At 66.0% G+C, this 14355-nt stretch carries 14 protein-coding genes and 1 tRNA gene; 7 read left to right on the forward strand and 8 right to left on the reverse strand.

Annotated features, from left to right (window positions below):
* Window positions 1–140: 140 nt before the first annotated feature.
* Window positions 141–1343: an ROK family transcriptional regulator gene (locus H7F16_RS16210; protein ID WP_185798677.1), complete on the reverse strand. Its 1203-nt coding sequence runs from the start codon at window positions 1341–1343 to the stop codon at window positions 141–143.
* Between the two features lie 228 nt (window positions 1344–1571).
* Here H7F16_RS16210 and H7F16_RS16215 point away from each other — a divergent pair, with 228 nt between their 5' ends.
* From H7F16_RS16215 to H7F16_RS16225, 3 genes are all read left to right on the forward strand, one after another.
* A complete protein-coding gene (locus H7F16_RS16215; protein WP_185798678.1) occupies window positions 1572–2594 on the forward strand; it encodes a sugar ABC transporter substrate-binding protein in 1023 nt (340 codons plus the stop codon).
* A gap of 146 nt (window positions 2595–2740) precedes the next feature.
* The gene (locus tag H7F16_RS16220) at window positions 2741–3802 is read left to right on the forward strand and encodes an ABC transporter permease (protein WP_185798679.1); all 1062 of its coding nucleotides are present in this window, start codon (window positions 2741–2743) and stop codon (window positions 3800–3802) included.
* A 14-nt stretch (window positions 3803–3816) separates the two neighbouring features.
* Window positions 3817–4590, forward strand: coding sequence for an ATP-binding cassette domain-containing protein (locus tag H7F16_RS16225; protein WP_206682611.1), 774 nt, complete (start codon window positions 3817–3819; stop codon window positions 4588–4590).
* Between the two features lie 129 nt (window positions 4591–4719).
* Here the strand turns inward: H7F16_RS16225 and H7F16_RS16230 are convergent, their stop codons facing one another.
* Complete coding sequence (locus H7F16_RS16230; RefSeq protein ID WP_185798681.1) at window positions 4720–5640, reverse strand: DMT family transporter; 921 nt, start codon at window positions 5638–5640, stop codon at window positions 4720–4722.
* A 116-nt stretch (window positions 5641–5756) separates the two neighbouring features.
* Between H7F16_RS16230 and ade the strand changes: the two genes are divergently transcribed.
* Window positions 5757–7463: an adenine deaminase gene (gene ade, locus H7F16_RS16235; protein ID WP_185798682.1), complete on the forward strand. Its 1707-nt coding sequence runs from the start codon at window positions 5757–5759 to the stop codon at window positions 7461–7463.
* A 119-nt stretch (window positions 7464–7582) separates the two neighbouring features.
* The gene (locus H7F16_RS16240) at window positions 7583–8245 is read left to right on the forward strand and encodes an exopolysaccharide biosynthesis protein (RefSeq protein ID WP_185798683.1); all 663 of its coding nucleotides are present in this window, start codon (window positions 7583–7585) and stop codon (window positions 8243–8245) included.
* Between the two features lie 7 nt (window positions 8246–8252).
* Here the strand turns inward: H7F16_RS16240 and H7F16_RS16245 are convergent, their stop codons facing one another.
* The 3 genes from H7F16_RS16245 to H7F16_RS16255 form a co-directional block, all read right to left on the reverse strand.
* Window positions 8253–8504: a hypothetical protein gene (locus H7F16_RS16245; protein WP_185798684.1), complete on the reverse strand. Its 252-nt coding sequence runs from the start codon at window positions 8502–8504 to the stop codon at window positions 8253–8255.
* Between the two features lie 144 nt (window positions 8505–8648).
* Window positions 8649–8724: transfer RNA gene (locus H7F16_RS16250), tRNA-Ala, on the reverse strand.
* Window positions 8725–8876: 152 nt separating this feature from the next.
* Window positions 8877–9212 carry a TIGR02300 family protein gene (locus tag H7F16_RS16255; RefSeq protein ID WP_185798917.1) on the reverse strand — a complete coding sequence of 112 codons (336 nt, stop codon included), beginning with the start codon at window positions 9210–9212 and terminating at the stop codon, window positions 8877–8879.
* A gap of 285 nt (window positions 9213–9497) precedes the next feature.
* Here H7F16_RS16255 and H7F16_RS16260 point away from each other — a divergent pair, with 285 nt between their 5' ends.
* Both H7F16_RS16260 and H7F16_RS16265 read left to right on the forward strand, forming a co-directional pair.
* On the forward strand, window positions 9498–10196 hold the full coding sequence (locus tag H7F16_RS16260; RefSeq protein WP_185798685.1) for a M48 family metallopeptidase: 699 nt from the start codon (window positions 9498–9500) through the stop codon (window positions 10194–10196).
* Entirely contained in the window at window positions 10197–10844 is a 648-nt protein-coding gene (locus H7F16_RS16265; protein WP_185798686.1) for a GntR family transcriptional regulator, read from the forward strand.
* 228 nt (window positions 10845–11072) lie between these two features.
* Here H7F16_RS16265 and lpdA read toward each other — a convergent pair whose 3' ends face one another.
* From lpdA to odhB, 3 genes are all read right to left on the reverse strand, one after another.
* Window positions 11073–12461: a dihydrolipoyl dehydrogenase gene (lpdA, locus tag H7F16_RS16270; RefSeq protein WP_185798687.1), complete on the reverse strand. Its 1389-nt coding sequence runs from the start codon at window positions 12459–12461 to the stop codon at window positions 11073–11075.
* Between the two features lie 58 nt (window positions 12462–12519).
* A complete protein-coding gene (locus H7F16_RS16275; RefSeq protein WP_185798688.1) occupies window positions 12520–12915 on the reverse strand; it encodes an MAPEG family protein in 396 nt (131 codons plus the stop codon).
* Between the two features lie 135 nt (window positions 12916–13050).
* Window positions 13051–14277: a 2-oxoglutarate dehydrogenase complex dihydrolipoyllysine-residue succinyltransferase gene (gene odhB / locus H7F16_RS16280; RefSeq protein WP_241741488.1), complete on the reverse strand. Its 1227-nt coding sequence runs from the start codon at window positions 14275–14277 to the stop codon at window positions 13051–13053.
* Window positions 14278–14355: the final 78 nt, after the last annotated feature.

A 14355-nucleotide genomic window follows, 5' to 3' on the forward strand; every position in this document is an offset into this window, starting at 1 on the left:
GGTTCAAGGCGATGCACGGGCGATGCACGCTTTTGCACGGGCGCAGGGGCCGGGCCTAGGCGCGGGCGGTTTGGCGGACTGCACAGGCGATGCACGCTTCTTTCGCGCGGTTTTAACGGGCGCTTTACCCTGTCGGGCCATCAACTCTCGCGGTTGAGGGCGTTCTGGTCGATCAGGTAGCGCTGCGCCAGAGGGATGGCGGCGGCCCCGAGGGCGCGGGCATCGGCACCGACGGTGCCTTCGCGAACCTGCGGCGGCTCGACCCCCGAGAGGTCGAGGCGCATCAGGGCCGCGTGGGTGCGGCGGGTGATTTCGGCGCGGATCGTGGCGGGCATCCAGCCGTCGATCAGCACGGCTTCGAGTTCGATCAAAGCCGAGGCCGAAAGCGCGGCGTAGGCGATGCCTTCGGAGGCGGACTCGAGCCAGCGGTCCAGCACGGGGGCCGAGACGCGCCATTCGGCATGTTGCTGCCAGAGGTGGTCGGAGGGTTCGCCCGCGGCCTCCATCTCTTCGGCGAGGCGGGACATGGAGGCGACGTCGAACAGGCGTTGCAAGGTGCCGTCGGGGCCGGGGACGGGCATGGGGCCGACGCCGCCCGCGTTGCCGGTGCGGCCCGTGAAGAGCTGGCCGTTCAGGACAAGCCCGCCGCCGATGAAGGTGCCGAAGTAGAAGTAAAGGAAGTCTTTCGGCTTTTCGCCCGTGCCGAACACCAGTTCGGCCCCGCAGGCGGCGGTCGCGTCGTTCTGGATGTGGACGGGCATTCCGGCGATGGCCGCGATTTCGGCGTGGACATCGCGGTCGCGCCACTGGTCCATTTCGGATTGCGGCGCGCCGATGTAGCGGACCCAGTTCCAGAGCTGGAAGGGCATGGCGATTCCCATGCCGCCGACGCGGTCGCGCTGGGCGGGGGGGAGCGAATCGAGGACGGCCGGAAGTGCCGCACCGACAAAGGCCACGACATTGCTGGGCGTGGGGTAGCGGTAGACCTGCCGCCGCGTGGCGCGGACGCGGCCGAGGAAATCGACGAGCATGAGGTCGGCCGAGCGGCGGCCGATCTTGAGACCGAGGAAGAAGGCGCCATCGGCGGCCAGCGACATCGGCACCGAGGGTTGGCCGATCCGGCCGCGCACGGGTTCGCCGCGCAGAAGAAGCCCTTCGTTTTCGAGGCTGCGCATGATGACCGAGACGGTCTGGTTCGAGAGGCCGGTCATGCGGGCGATGTCGGATTTGGACAGGCCACCCTGCTGGCGGACAAGCGAAAGCACCAGCCGCTCGTTATGAGCGCGCATGCCGGACTGGTTCGACCCCCGCAGGCCAGATGCCTCGGGGGCCGGACGATCCATCGCCGGTTCCGCCAAATGTCTCAAAGCTCCTCCCAAAAGGCGTTCGCCCTCTCTTTGGGCAGAGATTGGGGGGGGAATCGCGGCTCTGTCAATAATAATTCAGAGTGATTTAATTATCTTGACGGATGGCAGGGAATCGGTTTTCTTACCGCCTGTCGCTGCGGGGAAAACAGCCCCGCCGGCAATCAACAAAGGGCGAGAGCCCGGATTTTCTTGGGAGGAAAATCAATGAAATTCAAAGCGAAAGCCCTTTGGGGTGCTGCTACGCTTGCTCTGATGGCGGCGGCTCCGGCGATGGCGCAGGACGTTTCGGCCTGCCTGATCACCAAGACCGACACCAACCCCTTCTTCGTGAAAATGAAGGAAGGCGCTTTGGCCAAGGCCGAAGAACTGGGCGTGAAGCTTTCGACCTATGCCGGCAAGGTCGACGGCGACCATGACAGCCAGGTCGCTGCCATCGAATCCTGCATCGCCGATGGCGCCAAGGGCATCCTGATCGCCGCTTCGGACACCAAGGCGATCGTCGACTCGGTCAAGAAAGCCCAAGCCGCCGGCATGGTCGTGATCGCTCTCGACACCCCGCTGGATCCGGCTGACGCCGCCGACGCGACCTTTGCGACCGACAACCTCGAAGCCGGCAAGCTGATCGGCGCATGGGCTGCCGCGACGCTGGGTGCGGATGCTGCCAATGCCAAGATCGGTTTCCTTGACCTCGTCCCGTCGCAGCCGACCGTCGACGTTCTGCGCGACCAGGGCTTCATGATCGGCTTCGGCATCGACCCGGTCGACGCCAACAAGATCGGCGACGAAACCGACCCGCGCATCGTCGGCCATGACGTGACCAACGGGAACGAAGAAGGCGGCCGCAAGGCGATGGAAAACCTTCTGCAGAAAGACCCCGACATCAACGTGATCCACACGATCAACGAGCCTGCCGCTGTCGGTGCCTATCAGGCGCTGAAAGCTGTCGGCAAAGAGAACGACGTGCTGATCGTGTCGGTTGACGGCGGTTGCCCGGGCGTTGCCGCTGTCAAGGACGGCCAGATCGGCGCGACCTCGCAGCAGTACCCGCTGCAGATGGCCGCTCTGGGCGTCGAAGCGATCAAGAAGTTCGCCGACACCGGCGAGAAGCCGCAGCCGACCCCCGGCAAGGCCTTCTTCGACACCGGCGTGGCGCTGATCACCGACAAGCCCGCCGAAGGCGTGCCGTCGATCGACACCGCCAAGGGCACCGAGCTGTGCTGGGGCTGATATCCTGAAGGATTGTGCCGTGACCCAAGTCGCTGCATGATCCTGACAGGGAGAAGATCGGGGCGGCCCTCGGGCCGCCCTTTTTCAAAGAAACCGACGCCTGCCCCGCTGATGTGCCGAGGGCGGAACCATTCTCAGGGGGGACCATGAGCCAGCCACAGGAATTCGAAAAGGTCTTGTCCGGCAGCGCGAGCAGCGTTGCCCATTTCGAGGAAGGCCGTTCGCCGCTGCAGCGGTTGCAGCATTTCCTTCACTCGAATCCGGCCATGGTGCCGTTGATCGTTCTGGTGGTGCTGGTTGTGTTCTTCGGCATCGCCAAGGGCGAGAAGTTCTTCTCGGCCTATACGCTGACGCTGATCATGCAGCAGGTTGCGGTGGTGGGTATCCTGGCCGCCGCGCAGACGCTGGTGGTGCTGACGGCGGGGATCGATCTTGCCATCGGCGTGATCATGGTCTTTGCCTTCGTCATCATGGGCAACGCGGTGCTGCATTACGGCATGCCCGCGCCGATCGCCATTGTGATGGGCTTCGCGATGGCGGGGTTCTGGGGCTGGGTGAACGGGTTCCTCGTCTCGAAGCTGAAGCTGCCGCCGTTCATCGTGACGCTTGGCACGTGGAACGTGGTGATGGCGATCTGTCTGATATATTCGGCCAACGAGACGCTGCGCGAGGCCGATCTGACCGCGATCACCGGATGGCTGCATTTCTACGGGCTGAACTTCAAGGTCGGCAAAGCCGTGGTGACGCTGGGTGTGGTCGCGATGATCCTGCTTTACGTGGCGCTTTGGTACATGCTGAACAACACCGCCTTCGGCCGCCATATCTATGCCGTGGGCGACGATATGGACGCCGCCGAACTGTCGGGTATCCGCACCAGCCGCGTGCTGATCGGCACCTATGCGCTGGCGGGGCTGATCGCGGGCTTGGCGGCCTGGGTGTCGATTGGCCGGAACGGGTCGATCTCGCCCTCGACGGTGGTGACGGACTATAACCTTCAGGCCATCACCGCGACGGTGATCGGGGGGATTTCGCTCTTTGGCGGGCGGGGGTCGATCCTTGGTGTGCTGTTCGGAACGCTGATCGTGGGCGTGATGAGCATGGGGCTGAACATGATGAACGCCGATCCGCAATGGAAGGTGCTGCTGACGGGGGTGCTGATCATCGGCGCTGTCGCGGTGGACCAGTGGATCCGCAAGGTTTCGGGCTAAGGGAGCACAACGAAATGGCTGAACCCATTCTGACCGCACGCGGCCTGACCAAACGCTATGGGCGGGTGACGGCGCTGGATAACTGCGACTTCGATCTTTATCCCGGCGAGATTCTGGCCGTGATCGGGGACAACGGCGCGGGCAAGTCGACGCTGATCAAGGCGCTTTGCGGCGCCGTGACGCCGGACGAGGGCGAGATCACGCTGGAAGGCAAGACCGTCAACTTCGCGAACCCGATGCAGGCGCGGGATGCGGGGATCGAGACGGTTTACCAGAACCTTGCGCTTTCCCCCGCCCTGTCGATTGCCGACAACATGTTCATGGGGCGCGAGATCCGCAAACCGGGGATCATGGGGTCGGTGTTCCGCATGCTCGACCGCGCCGCGATGGAGAAGGTGGCGCGCGACAAGCTGACGGAGCTTGGCCTGATGACGATCCAGAACATCGGGCAGGCGGTGGAAACGCTGTCGGGCGGTCAGCGCCAAGGCGTGGCGGTGGCACGGGCGGCGGCCTTCGGGTCGAAGGTCGTGATCATGGACGAACCGACCGCGGCGCTGGGCGTCAAGGAAAGCCGGCGCGTGCTGGAGCTGATCCTTGACGTGAAGAAGCGCGGGCTGCCGATCATTCTGATCAGCCACAACATGCCGCATGTCTTCGAGGTGGCGGACCGTGTCCACATTCACCGTCTGGGCAAGCGGCTGTGCGTGATCGACCCGAAGAAACACACCATGTCGGACGCCGTGGCCTATATGACCGGGGCCAAGGTGCCGGAAGAGGTTATGGCCTGACCGCCAAGGGCAGGGCTGCGGGAAAAGGGGGCTTCGGCCCCCTTTTTCCTTGGGCGAGGGGGGAAGATTTTTCGGCGAAAAATCTTCGGGATGAGATTTCCGCAGAATTTCGGGGGGGCGGAGGGAATGTCAGCCCTGCGGGGTCAGCGCCTTGCGCTGGGCGGCGCGGTCCTTGCCGAGTTTGCGTTCGCGCAGGATGATGAGGATGCCTGCCGTCACCACGATGGCGGCCCCTGTCAGCATGGTGGCGGTCGGCACCTCGGCAAAGACGAAATAGCCGATGCCAAGGGCGAAGAGCATCGAGGCATAGTCGAAGGGCGCGACGAGCGAGGCGTCGGCCTCGCGGTAGCTCGAGGTCAGCAGGATCTGCCCCAAGCCGCCCAGAAGCCCGCAGCCGACCAGCAGCGCGGCCTCGAACGGGGTGGGGACCACCCAGCCGAAGGGGATGGTGACAAGTGCGAGGCCCGAGGCGGTGGCCGAGAACCAGAACACCACGGTCGCGGTGCGTTCGGTCTGCACGAGTTTGCGCACGAACACCTGCGCCAGCGCCGCAAAGACCGCGCCGCCCAGGACAAGCATGGCCCCCAGCGCCTCGGTCTGGCCAGCGCCGCCTTGCAGGACGGTCAGGCGGGGCGAGAGGACGACCAGCACCCCCGCAAGGCCCAGGGCGACGCAGGAGAGGCGGAAGAGGCGGACATCCTCGTTCAGGAACATCGCGGCGAAGATGACGGTCAGCAGCGGGGCCGCGTAGCCGATGGCCGTCACCTCGGGCAGGGGCAGATAGCCGAGGCCCGCAAAGCCGAGCCCCATCGCGCAGGTTCCGGCAAAGCCGCGCCAGACATGGCCCAAGGGGTTCGCGGTGCGGAAGCCGATGGAGAGTTCGCCCCGCAAGGCCAGCCAGGCGACGATCACGGGGATGGCGAAGAACGAGCGGAAGAACACGGCCTGTCCGGCGGGGATGTGCTGCGCCGTGGCCTTGACCATCGAGGACATGACGATGAAGACGAGGACCGAGGCGATTTTGAGGGCGATGCCGCGCAGGGGGCGCATGGGAGGGTGCTTTCCGGTTTGCGGCCAAAGGACCACCCTTTGCCGCGCGCTGCAAGAGGTTCGGGCTGGACCTTTGGCGGGGGCTTCGGTCACAGTATCGCGAAAAGGAGCGTGACATGACCGCAGCCAAAGCCGCCCTTGCCGACCGGATCGATCAGGGACGCGGGGTCGTGCCCGCCGATCTGGTGCTGAAGGGCGGGCGCGTGTTCGACCTGATCACCGGAGATCTGGTCGAGACCGATGTGGCGATCTGCGGCGACACCATTGTCGGGGTCTTTGGCAGCTATCGCGGCAGGCGCGAGGTGGATGTGGCGGGGCGGATTCTGGTGCCCGGCTTCATCGACACGCATCTGCACATCGAAAGCTCGCTGGTGACGCCGTTCGAGTTCGACCGCTGCGTGCTGCCGCGCGGGGTGACGACGGCGATCTGCGATCCGCATGAAATCGCCAATGTCTGCGGGCTTGAGGGGATCGGCTATTTCCTCGAGGCGTCGGGGCGGACCCTGATGGATATAAGGGTGCAGCTTTCGTCCTGCGTGCCCTCGACCCATATGGAGACGGCGGGGGCGCGGTTGGAGGCGGCGGATCTGGTGCCGCTGATGGAGCATCCGCGCGTGATCGGGCTGGCCGAGTTCATGAATTTTCCCGGAGTGCTGCACCGCGATGCGGGGTGCATGGCCAAGCTGGAGGCCTGGCAGGGGCGGCATATCGACGGGCATGCGCCGCTTTTGCGCGGCAATGACCTGAACGGCTATATCGCCGCCGGAATACGCACCGAGCACGAGGCGACCACCGCCGCCGAGGCCTTGGAGAAGTTGCGCAAGGGGATGCGGGTGCTGATCCGCGAGGGGTCGGTTTCCAAGGACCTGCTGGCGCTGGCTCCGCTGCTGACCGAGCGTTTCGCGCCCTATCTGTGTTTCTGCACCGATGACCGCAACCCGCTCGACATCGGTGAACACGGGCATCTGGACCATATGATCCGCGTGGCGATTGCGGGCGGTGCGCCGCCTTTGGCGGTGTATCGGGTGGCGAGCCTGTCGGCGGCCGAGGCCTTCGGCCTGAAGGATCGCGGGTTGATCGCGCCGGGCAAGCGCGCGGATATCGTGGTGATCGATTCGCTGGAAGGCTGCCATGCCAGCGCGGTTTTTGCGGGCGGCGTCGAGGTGAACGCGGCGGCCTTTGCGCGGCGCGAGGTGATCGCCCCCGTCGCGCGGCATTCGGTCAAGGCAAGCCGCGTCGAGCCGCATCATTTCCGCTGCGGGGGGAACAGGGTCGAGACACCCGTGATCGGCATCTTGCCCGGCAAGATCATTACCGAGCATCTGACCTATGACATCGCGCCCGAGGATGGCGACAAGCGGCCCGACCTGCCGCGCGACCTTGTCCGGATCGCGGTGATCGAGCGGCATGGCAAGAACGGCAACCGCGCCACGGGCTTTGTGAAGGGGTTCGGGTTGAAGCGGGGGGCCATCGCCTCGACCGTGTGTCACGACCATCACAACATCGCGGTGGTGGGGGCCGATTACGGCGACATGGCGCTGGCCGCGAACCGCCTGACCGAGATCGAGGGCGGGTTTGTCGTGGTCGAGGGCGGGCGGGTGCTGGCCGAGCTGGCGCTGCCGGTGGCGGGGTTGATGAGCCTGCTGCCCTTTGAGGAGGTGCGGCAGGCGCTGGTGGCGTTGCGCGCGGCGGCGGCCTCGCTTGGCGTGGTGCTGGAGGAGCCGTTCCTGCAACTGGCCTTTCTGGCGCTGCCGGTGATTCCGCACCTGAAGATCACCGATTACGGCATGGTCGATGTGGACCGGTTCGAGGTGATCCCCTGAGCGATTGACGCGACCGTGAACGCGCCCTCCGTTTGGCGGTGATGCGCTGGCGTTACTTTTGGGGCATAGGGTTTGCAGGCCGGCCAGACCGACGGGATGATGGGAAGGACAGCGCCGCGATGGCGAGAGGCAGATCGATAGCGAAGCGGTTCCGCAAGGTGGCCAAGGGGCCGGTCCCCGAGGGGAAGAAGCGGTTCTCGCAGATTCTGGATGCGATCGGTGCCGACCAGCGGCGCGACCGCGTTTCGGTGTCGGACCTGATGCAGGCGATGGATGCGCGGGCGGTGGCAGCGCTGATCCTGTTGTTCGCGCTGCCCAACGTGGTGCCGACCCCGCCGGGGACATCGGCGATTCTGGGGCTGCCGCTTTTGTATCTGACGGCGCAGATGATGCTGGGCAAGATGCCGTGGTTGCCTGCCTTTATCGCCGACCGGTCGATGACGCGGGCGGATTACGTGTCGTTCGTGGGGCGCGTGACGCCCCTGCTGGCGCGGGCCGAGCGATTGCTGAAGCCGCGGTTCCTGTTCCTGACCGCGCCCAATGCCGAGCGGGTGGTGGGCGGGTTCTGTCTGCTTCTGGCGGTGGTGCTGGCGCTGCCGATTCCCCTTGGCAACATGCTGCCCGCTTTCGCCATATCGCTGATGGCGCTTGGCGTCTTGGAGCGGGACGGGATCTGGGTGGTGATCGGCGCGCTGGTGGGGGGCGGGTCGCTGATGATCGTGTGGGGGGTGGTCTATGCGCTGACCAAGGCCGCGATCTTCGTGCTGATGAACGCCTTCTAGGCGCGGTTCACTGGAGCGGCGGCTTTCCGGGGCTGTAGGTGGAGGAGGGGCGGGTGGAGGAGGGGCGGCAGGCAGGTTCGGGCAGGGGCCTGTGGATCACCCGGACATCGACGTTGCAAAGCCCCGCATAGGCGCGGGTGATGCGGGCGGTGGCGGGAAAGTCGGGGCCGCTGTCGACGAATTCGAACACCGCGCCGAAGGGAATGCCGGGGAATTGCGGGACATCGTAGCTGATGGCCAGACGGACATAGACGTGCATCGCGTCCCCTTTTCTCGCGCTTTGCGTGCAGGATAGGGCAAGCTGCGGCGGGGTGTCAGACGGCCGTCCGGCGCGGGGCCATATGCAAAGGGCTGTAGCGGCCGGGGTTGGCGCGCGCTGTGGTCTGCGTTCGGTTTGGGAAGTTGGTGGAGCCAGGGAGGATCGAACTCCCGACCTCTTGAATGCCATTCAAGCGCTCTCCCATCTGAGCTATGACCCCACCGGAGGTCGAAGCCTTTCGGCTTCGATGGGCGAAGCGTTTCCGCTTCGGTGGCCGTTGTCTAGTAGAGGGCGCGGCGGGGTGCAAGGGGAAAATCGCACGTTTTTGCCGCGCTTTTCCGGCCCCGCGCGGGGGCCGGAAAGGGCGTTGGATCAGACTTCTTCCTCGTCGCCGGCGACGTCGGCGAGATCGTCGAGCGAGACGTTGTCATCGGCGTCGTCCTCGAGCAGATCATCGTCGAGTTCGGCATCATCGGTGACGCCGGCTTCGAGCAGATCATCATCGGCTTCGAGATCGTCGACCAGAACCTCTTCGTCCTTTTCGGGGACGGCGCGGCTGATCACGGCGGCCGCCATCTTGCGGCGGGCGGATTCGATATCGACGACTTCGCCGGTATAGGGCGAAACGATGGGCGAACGGTTCAGGTCGTAGAAGCGCTTGCCGGTCGTCGGGCAGATGCGCTTGGTACCCCATTCTTCCTTGGGCATGGTCATCCCTTTGGTTCAAGGTGCCTGACGGGCAGGCGTGATCTAAGCGGTGTCGCTTGCCACAGGCAGGGGGCGGTGTCAAAGGCTTTTCTCGTGCCGTGGCGGGGGGCGAAAAATGGCGCATTTTTCGCGGCGGAATTTGACGCAAATTCCGGGGGGCAACGGTCGGCGGCGGAGTTTGCGTCAAACTCCGGTCCGGAAAATGCGTCATTTTCCGTGACGTGGCGGCGGTGGTTGCCCTTGGGCGCAGGCTGGCTATCCTGCGGGCAGGAAATGGGAGCGGTCATGCCGGTTTTGCTTGCCAGCGGCGCGCATGGGGATGCGGTCGAGATCACGTTGAAGCGGTCGGCGCGGGCGCGGCGATTCTCGCTTCGTGTCAGCCGTCTGGACGGGCGTGTCACGCTGTCGATGCCGCTGCGGGCGCGCGAGGCCGAGGCGATGGCTTTCGCGCGGGCGCAAGAGGAGTGGATCCGCTCGACCCTCGCGCAGATGCCGCAGCGGGCGGGCGTGGGGATCGGCGGGGTGATTCCGGTCGAGGGGCGGATGCTGCGGCTGGTGGCGGGCACGGGGCGCGGCGTGCGGGTCGAGGGCGAGACGCTGGTGATCGGCGGCGATCCGGCGCAGGCGGGCGCACGGGCGGGGGCTTTTCTCAAGGCGCTGGCGCGCGAGCGGCTGGTGGCGGCATCGGACCGCTACGCGGCGGCCATCGGGCGCAAGGTGAGCCGTGTCACGCTGCGCGACACGCGGTCGCGCTGGGGATCCTGCGCGCATGACGGGGCGCTGATGTATTCGTGGCGGCTGGTCATGGCCCCGCCTTCGGTGCTTGACTACGTGGCCGCGCACGAGGTGGCGCATATGGTCGAGATGAACCATTCCGACGCGTTCTGGGCGGTGGTCGAAGGGCTTTATCCGCGCTGGCAGGTGCAGCGCAAATGGCTGCACAACGAAGGGCAGGCGCTGCATGGCTACCGGTTCGGTGACTAGATGATCACTCCGCGCCAGACAGACCCGAACGCGGCCGCGCACGAGCGGGTGTATCGCAGTCTGCGCCAGCAGGTGATGCATGGCGAGATGGCGCCGGGGCAGGCGCTGACCTTGCGGGGGATCGGCAAGCAGTTCGGCGTGTCGATGACCCCCGCGCGCGAGGCCGTGCGGCGGCTGGTGGCCGAGGGGGCGTTCACGCTGTCGTCGTCGGGGCGGGTGTCGACGCCGGAGCTGTCGCCCGAGCGGATCGAGGAGTTGGCCGCCATCCGCGCGCTGCTTGAGCCGGAGCTGGCCTCGCGCGCTTTGCCGCGGGCGCACTTCGCGCTGATCGACCGTTTGGCCGCGATCAACGCGCTGAATGCCGAGGCCGTGGTGAAGCAGGATGCGGTGGCCTATGTGCGGACCAACCTTGAATTTCACCGCACGCTGTATCTGCGCGCGCAGGCCCCTGCGATGCTGGCGATGTGCGAGACGGTGTGGTTGCAGCTGGGGCCGACGATGCGGGCGCTGTATTCCAAGCTGCGCCGCAAGGAGCCGCCGCAGCACCACCGGATGATTCTGGCGGCGCTGCGGGCGGGCGACGAGCCGGGCTTGCGGCTGGCGGTCAGGACGGATGTGACGCAGGGGTTGCGGCATCTGGCGAGTTGACGGGAGATCGTGCAGCGCCGGGGATTGCCCCGTGGCCCCGAGCCACGGGGCGCGCCCGAACCGCCCCCACGGGGCGGGCGCACGTAGACGTGCCCCCACCCCTCGGTTCGGGCGCGCCCCTTGTGTCGTCACGACCGAAAGAAGAAGGGGGCATGTGCCGCCCCCTGGCTTTGGGCCAAGGGGCAACACCGAAGGTCGGGAAGCGGCAGAAAGCGGCGGTAGGGCCGCTCAGGCGTGGATCGCGCCGTCGCCGCAGGCGAGGGCGGCTTCGCGCACGGCTTCCGAAAAGGTCGGGTGCGCGTGGCAGGTGAGGGCGAGGTCTTGCGCCGAGGCGCCGAATTCCATCGCCACGCAGATTTCGTGGATCAGGTCGCCGGCGGCGGGGCCGATGATATGCGCACCAAGGATGCGGTCGGTGTCCTTGTCGGCAAGGATCTTGACGAAGCCTTCGCCCTGGAACACGGCCTTGGCGCGGCCGTTGCCCATGAAGGAGAATTTGCCGACCTTGTAGGGGCGGCCTGCCTCTTTCAGCTGTTCTTCGGTCTGGCCGACCGAGGCGACTTCGGGCGTGGTGTAGATCACGCCGGGGATGACGCCATAGTTCACGTGGCCCGATTTGCCAGCGAGGATTTCGGCCAGCGCCATGCCCTCGTCCTCGGCCTTGTGGGCGAGCATGGGGCCGACGATGGCATCACCGATGGCGTAGAGGCCGGGGATGTTTGTGGCATAGTGGCTGTCGGTTTTCACCTGACCGCGCGGCAGCATTTCGACGCCGAGCGCCTCGAGGCCGAGGCCTGCGGTATAGGGGCGGCGGCCCGTTGCGACGAGGACGGTGTCGGCGTCGAGCGTGGCTTCGGCGTCGGTCTTTTTCAGCTTGTAGCGGACGGTCGCGCCGGTCTTGTTCGTGTCGACACCCTGGACGGCGGCACCGAGGATGAATTTCAGGCCCTGTTTTTGCAGGATGCGCTGGAAGCTTTTGGCAACCTCGGCGTCCATGCCGGGGGTGATGGCGTCGAGGTATTCGATGACGGTGACTTCCGCGCCGAGGCGGGCATAGACGCTGCCCATTTCGAGGCCGATCACGCCCGCGCCGATCACGGCGAGTTTAGCGGGGATTTTCGCGAGCGTCAGCGCGCCGGTCGAGGTGACGACGGTTTTCTCATCAATGGTCACGCCGTTCAGGGGCGAGGATTCCGAACCCGTTGCGATGACGATGTTTTTGGCTTCGTGGATGTCGTCGCCCACTTTCACCTGACCCGGCGCGGGGATCGAGGCCCAGCCCTTGATCCATGTCACCTTGTTCTTCTTGAAGAGAAACTCGATGCCCTTGGTGTTCTGGCCGATCACATCGTCTTTGTAGCCCAGCATCTTGGCCCAATCGACGGTGGGTGCGCCGCCCATGAGGCCCATTTTCTCGAAGTTCTCGTGAACCTCGTGCAGGTGGTGGGTGGCGTTCAGCAGGGCTTTGGAGGGGATGCAGCCGACGTTGAGGCAGGTGCCGCCAAGGGTGTCGCGGCCTTCGACCACGGCGACTTTCAGCCCCAGTTGGGCGCATCGGATGGCGCAGACATAGCCGCCGGGGCCGCCGCCGATGATGATTGCGTCAAAGCTTGCCATTGGGTCGTTTCCTTTTCGGTCGGGATGCACGGGCGATGCACGCCTGATGCACATATTTTCAGATCAGCGCGGCCAGCAGAAGGCCGAGGGTGGAGAACCAGCCCACCGCCCAGATGGCAGAGCGCCACGGCGACAGGCCGAGGGCGTAGGCGGGGATGTAGAGAACGCGGGCGGCGAGGTAGGTATAGGCGAGGGTGGCGGTGGTGGGGGTGGACTGGCCCGAGAGGGTGATGACCACCACGGCGAGGGTGAAGAGGATCAGCCCTTCGAAATGGTTGTTCATGGCGCGTTGCAGGCGGGCGGTCAGGGTCGAGAGCGGGCGTTCGGGCGCGCGGTCGCGGGGGCCGGAGGTGTAGCGGGTGCCAAGCTCGAGGTTCGCGGGAAGGGCGAAGGCGACGAATTGGACCATTTGCAGCAGGCCCGAGAGGGTGAGGGCGGTGAGTTCGGGGGTCATGGGGTGGCCACCTTTGAAGAAACGTCACGCCCGGCGGAACGCCGGGCAGCGCCCGACCCGCCCCCCACGGGGCGGGCGCTTCTCGCCCACCCCGTCGGGCCGGGCGCTGCCCTTTGCGCCAAACCTGACACGGTCTTAGAGGTCCATCAGCAGACGGCGCGGATCCTCAAGCGCCTCTTTGACCCGCACCAAGAACGTGACCGCGCCCTTGCCGTCGACGATGCGGTGGTCGTAGCTCAGCGCCAGATACATCATCGGGCGGATGACGATCTGGCCGTTTACCACGACGGGGCGGTCCTGGATCTTGTGCATGCCGAGGATGCCCGATTGCGGCGGGTTCAGGATGGGCGAGGACATGAGCGAGCCGTAGACGCCGCCGTTCGAGATGGTGAACGATCCGCCCTGCATTTCGGCCATGCTCAGCTTGCCGTCGCGGGCGCGCAGGCCGAGTTCGGCGATCTTCTTCTCGATCTGGGCGAAACCCATCTGGTCGGCATCGCGCAGGACGGGGACGACGAGGCCCGAGGGCGTGCCGACCGCCACGCCCATGTGGACGTAGTTCTTGTAGATCACGTCGGTGCCGTCGATTTCGGCGTTGACCTCGGGGATCTCTTTCAGCGCGTGGGTGCAGGCTTTGACGAAGAAGGACATGAAGCCCATCTTGACGCCGTGCTTCTTCTCGAAGGCGTCCTTGTAGGTGTTGCGCAGTTCCATGATGCCGGACATGTCGACCTCGTTATAGGTCGTGAGCATGGCGGCGGTGTTCTGCGCGTCTTTCAGGCGGCGGGCGATGGTCTGGCGCAGGCGGGTCATCTTGACGCGCTCTTCGCGGGCGGCATCGTCGGCGGCGACGGGGCCGCGCGGGATGGCGGCGACGGGGGCAGGGGCCGCAGCGGGCGCGGGCGCGGGGGTGGCGGCGGCGCGGGCGACGTCTTCCTTCATCACTCGGCCATCGCGGCCGGTTCCGGTGACCTGATCACGGGTCAGGCCGGCTTCGGCCATCGCCTTTTTCGCGGCGGGGGCGTCCTCGACATCCTTGGCGGCGGGGGCCGCTGCGGGGGCGGGGGCGGGGGCCGCTGCGGGGGCGGGGGCGGGGGCCGCTTCGGCCTTGGGGGCCGGGGCGGCGGCGCCTTCGGTCATGATCGCAAGGCGGGCGTTGGCGGCGACGGTCGCGCCCTCGGGGGCGATGATTTCGGTCAGGATGCCCGAGACGGGGGCCGGAACCTCGACCGAGACCTTGTCGGTTTCAAGCTCGCAGAGCATTTCGTCCTGTTTGACGAAGTCACCCGGTTTCTTGAACCAGGTGGAGACGGTCGCCTCGGATACGCTTTCGCCAAGGGCGGGCACCATAACATCGGTCATCTGTTCATCCTCCGCGCGCATTATCGCGCCAATCGTTCCGGTCTTGGGCGGGGGCCGCCCTGTGAGATGTCCCGCGCC

The organism is Paragemmobacter straminiformis, assembly GCF_014243445.1.
GTDB lineage: Bacteria > Pseudomonadota > Alphaproteobacteria > Rhodobacterales > Rhodobacteraceae > Paragemmobacter > Paragemmobacter straminiformis.

Coding starts and splice junctions, on each gene's coding strand:
- H7F16_RS16210 (WP_185798677.1), bottom strand. CDS start 1,343: ATGGATCGTCCGGCCCCCGAGGCATCTGGCCTGCGGGGGTCGAACCAG.
- H7F16_RS16215 (WP_185798678.1), top strand. CDS start 1,572: ATGAAATTCAAAGCGAAAGCCCTTTGGGGTGCTGCTACGCTTGCTCTG.
- H7F16_RS16220 (WP_185798679.1), top strand. CDS start 2,741: ATGAGCCAGCCACAGGAATTCGAAAAGGTCTTGTCCGGCAGCGCGAGC.
- H7F16_RS16225 (WP_206682611.1), top strand. CDS start 3,817: ATGGCTGAACCCATTCTGACCGCACGCGGCCTGACCAAACGCTATGGG.
- H7F16_RS16230 (WP_185798681.1), bottom strand. CDS start 5,640: ATGCGCCCCCTGCGCGGCATCGCCCTCAAAATCGCCTCGGTCCTCGTC.
- ade (WP_185798682.1), top strand. CDS start 5,757: ATGACCGCAGCCAAAGCCGCCCTTGCCGACCGGATCGATCAGGGACGC.
- H7F16_RS16240 (WP_185798683.1), top strand. CDS start 7,583: ATGGCGAGAGGCAGATCGATAGCGAAGCGGTTCCGCAAGGTGGCCAAG.
- H7F16_RS16245 (WP_185798684.1), bottom strand. CDS start 8,504: ATGCACGTCTATGTCCGTCTGGCCATCAGCTACGATGTCCCGCAATTC.
- H7F16_RS16255 (WP_185798917.1), bottom strand. CDS start 9,212: ATGCCCAAGGAAGAATGGGGTACCAAGCGCATCTGCCCGACGACCGGC.
- H7F16_RS16260 (WP_185798685.1), top strand. CDS start 9,498: ATGCCGGTTTTGCTTGCCAGCGGCGCGCATGGGGATGCGGTCGAGATC.
- H7F16_RS16265 (WP_185798686.1), top strand. CDS start 10,197: ATGATCACTCCGCGCCAGACAGACCCGAACGCGGCCGCGCACGAGCGG.
- lpdA (WP_185798687.1), bottom strand. CDS start 12,461: ATGGCAAGCTTTGACGCAATCATCATCGGCGGCGGCCCCGGCGGCTAT.
- H7F16_RS16275 (WP_185798688.1), bottom strand. CDS start 12,915: ATGACCCCCGAACTCACCGCCCTCACCCTCTCGGGCCTGCTGCAAATG.
- odhB (WP_241741488.1), bottom strand. CDS start 14,277: ATGACCGATGTTATGGTGCCCGCCCTTGGCGAAAGCGTATCCGAGGCG.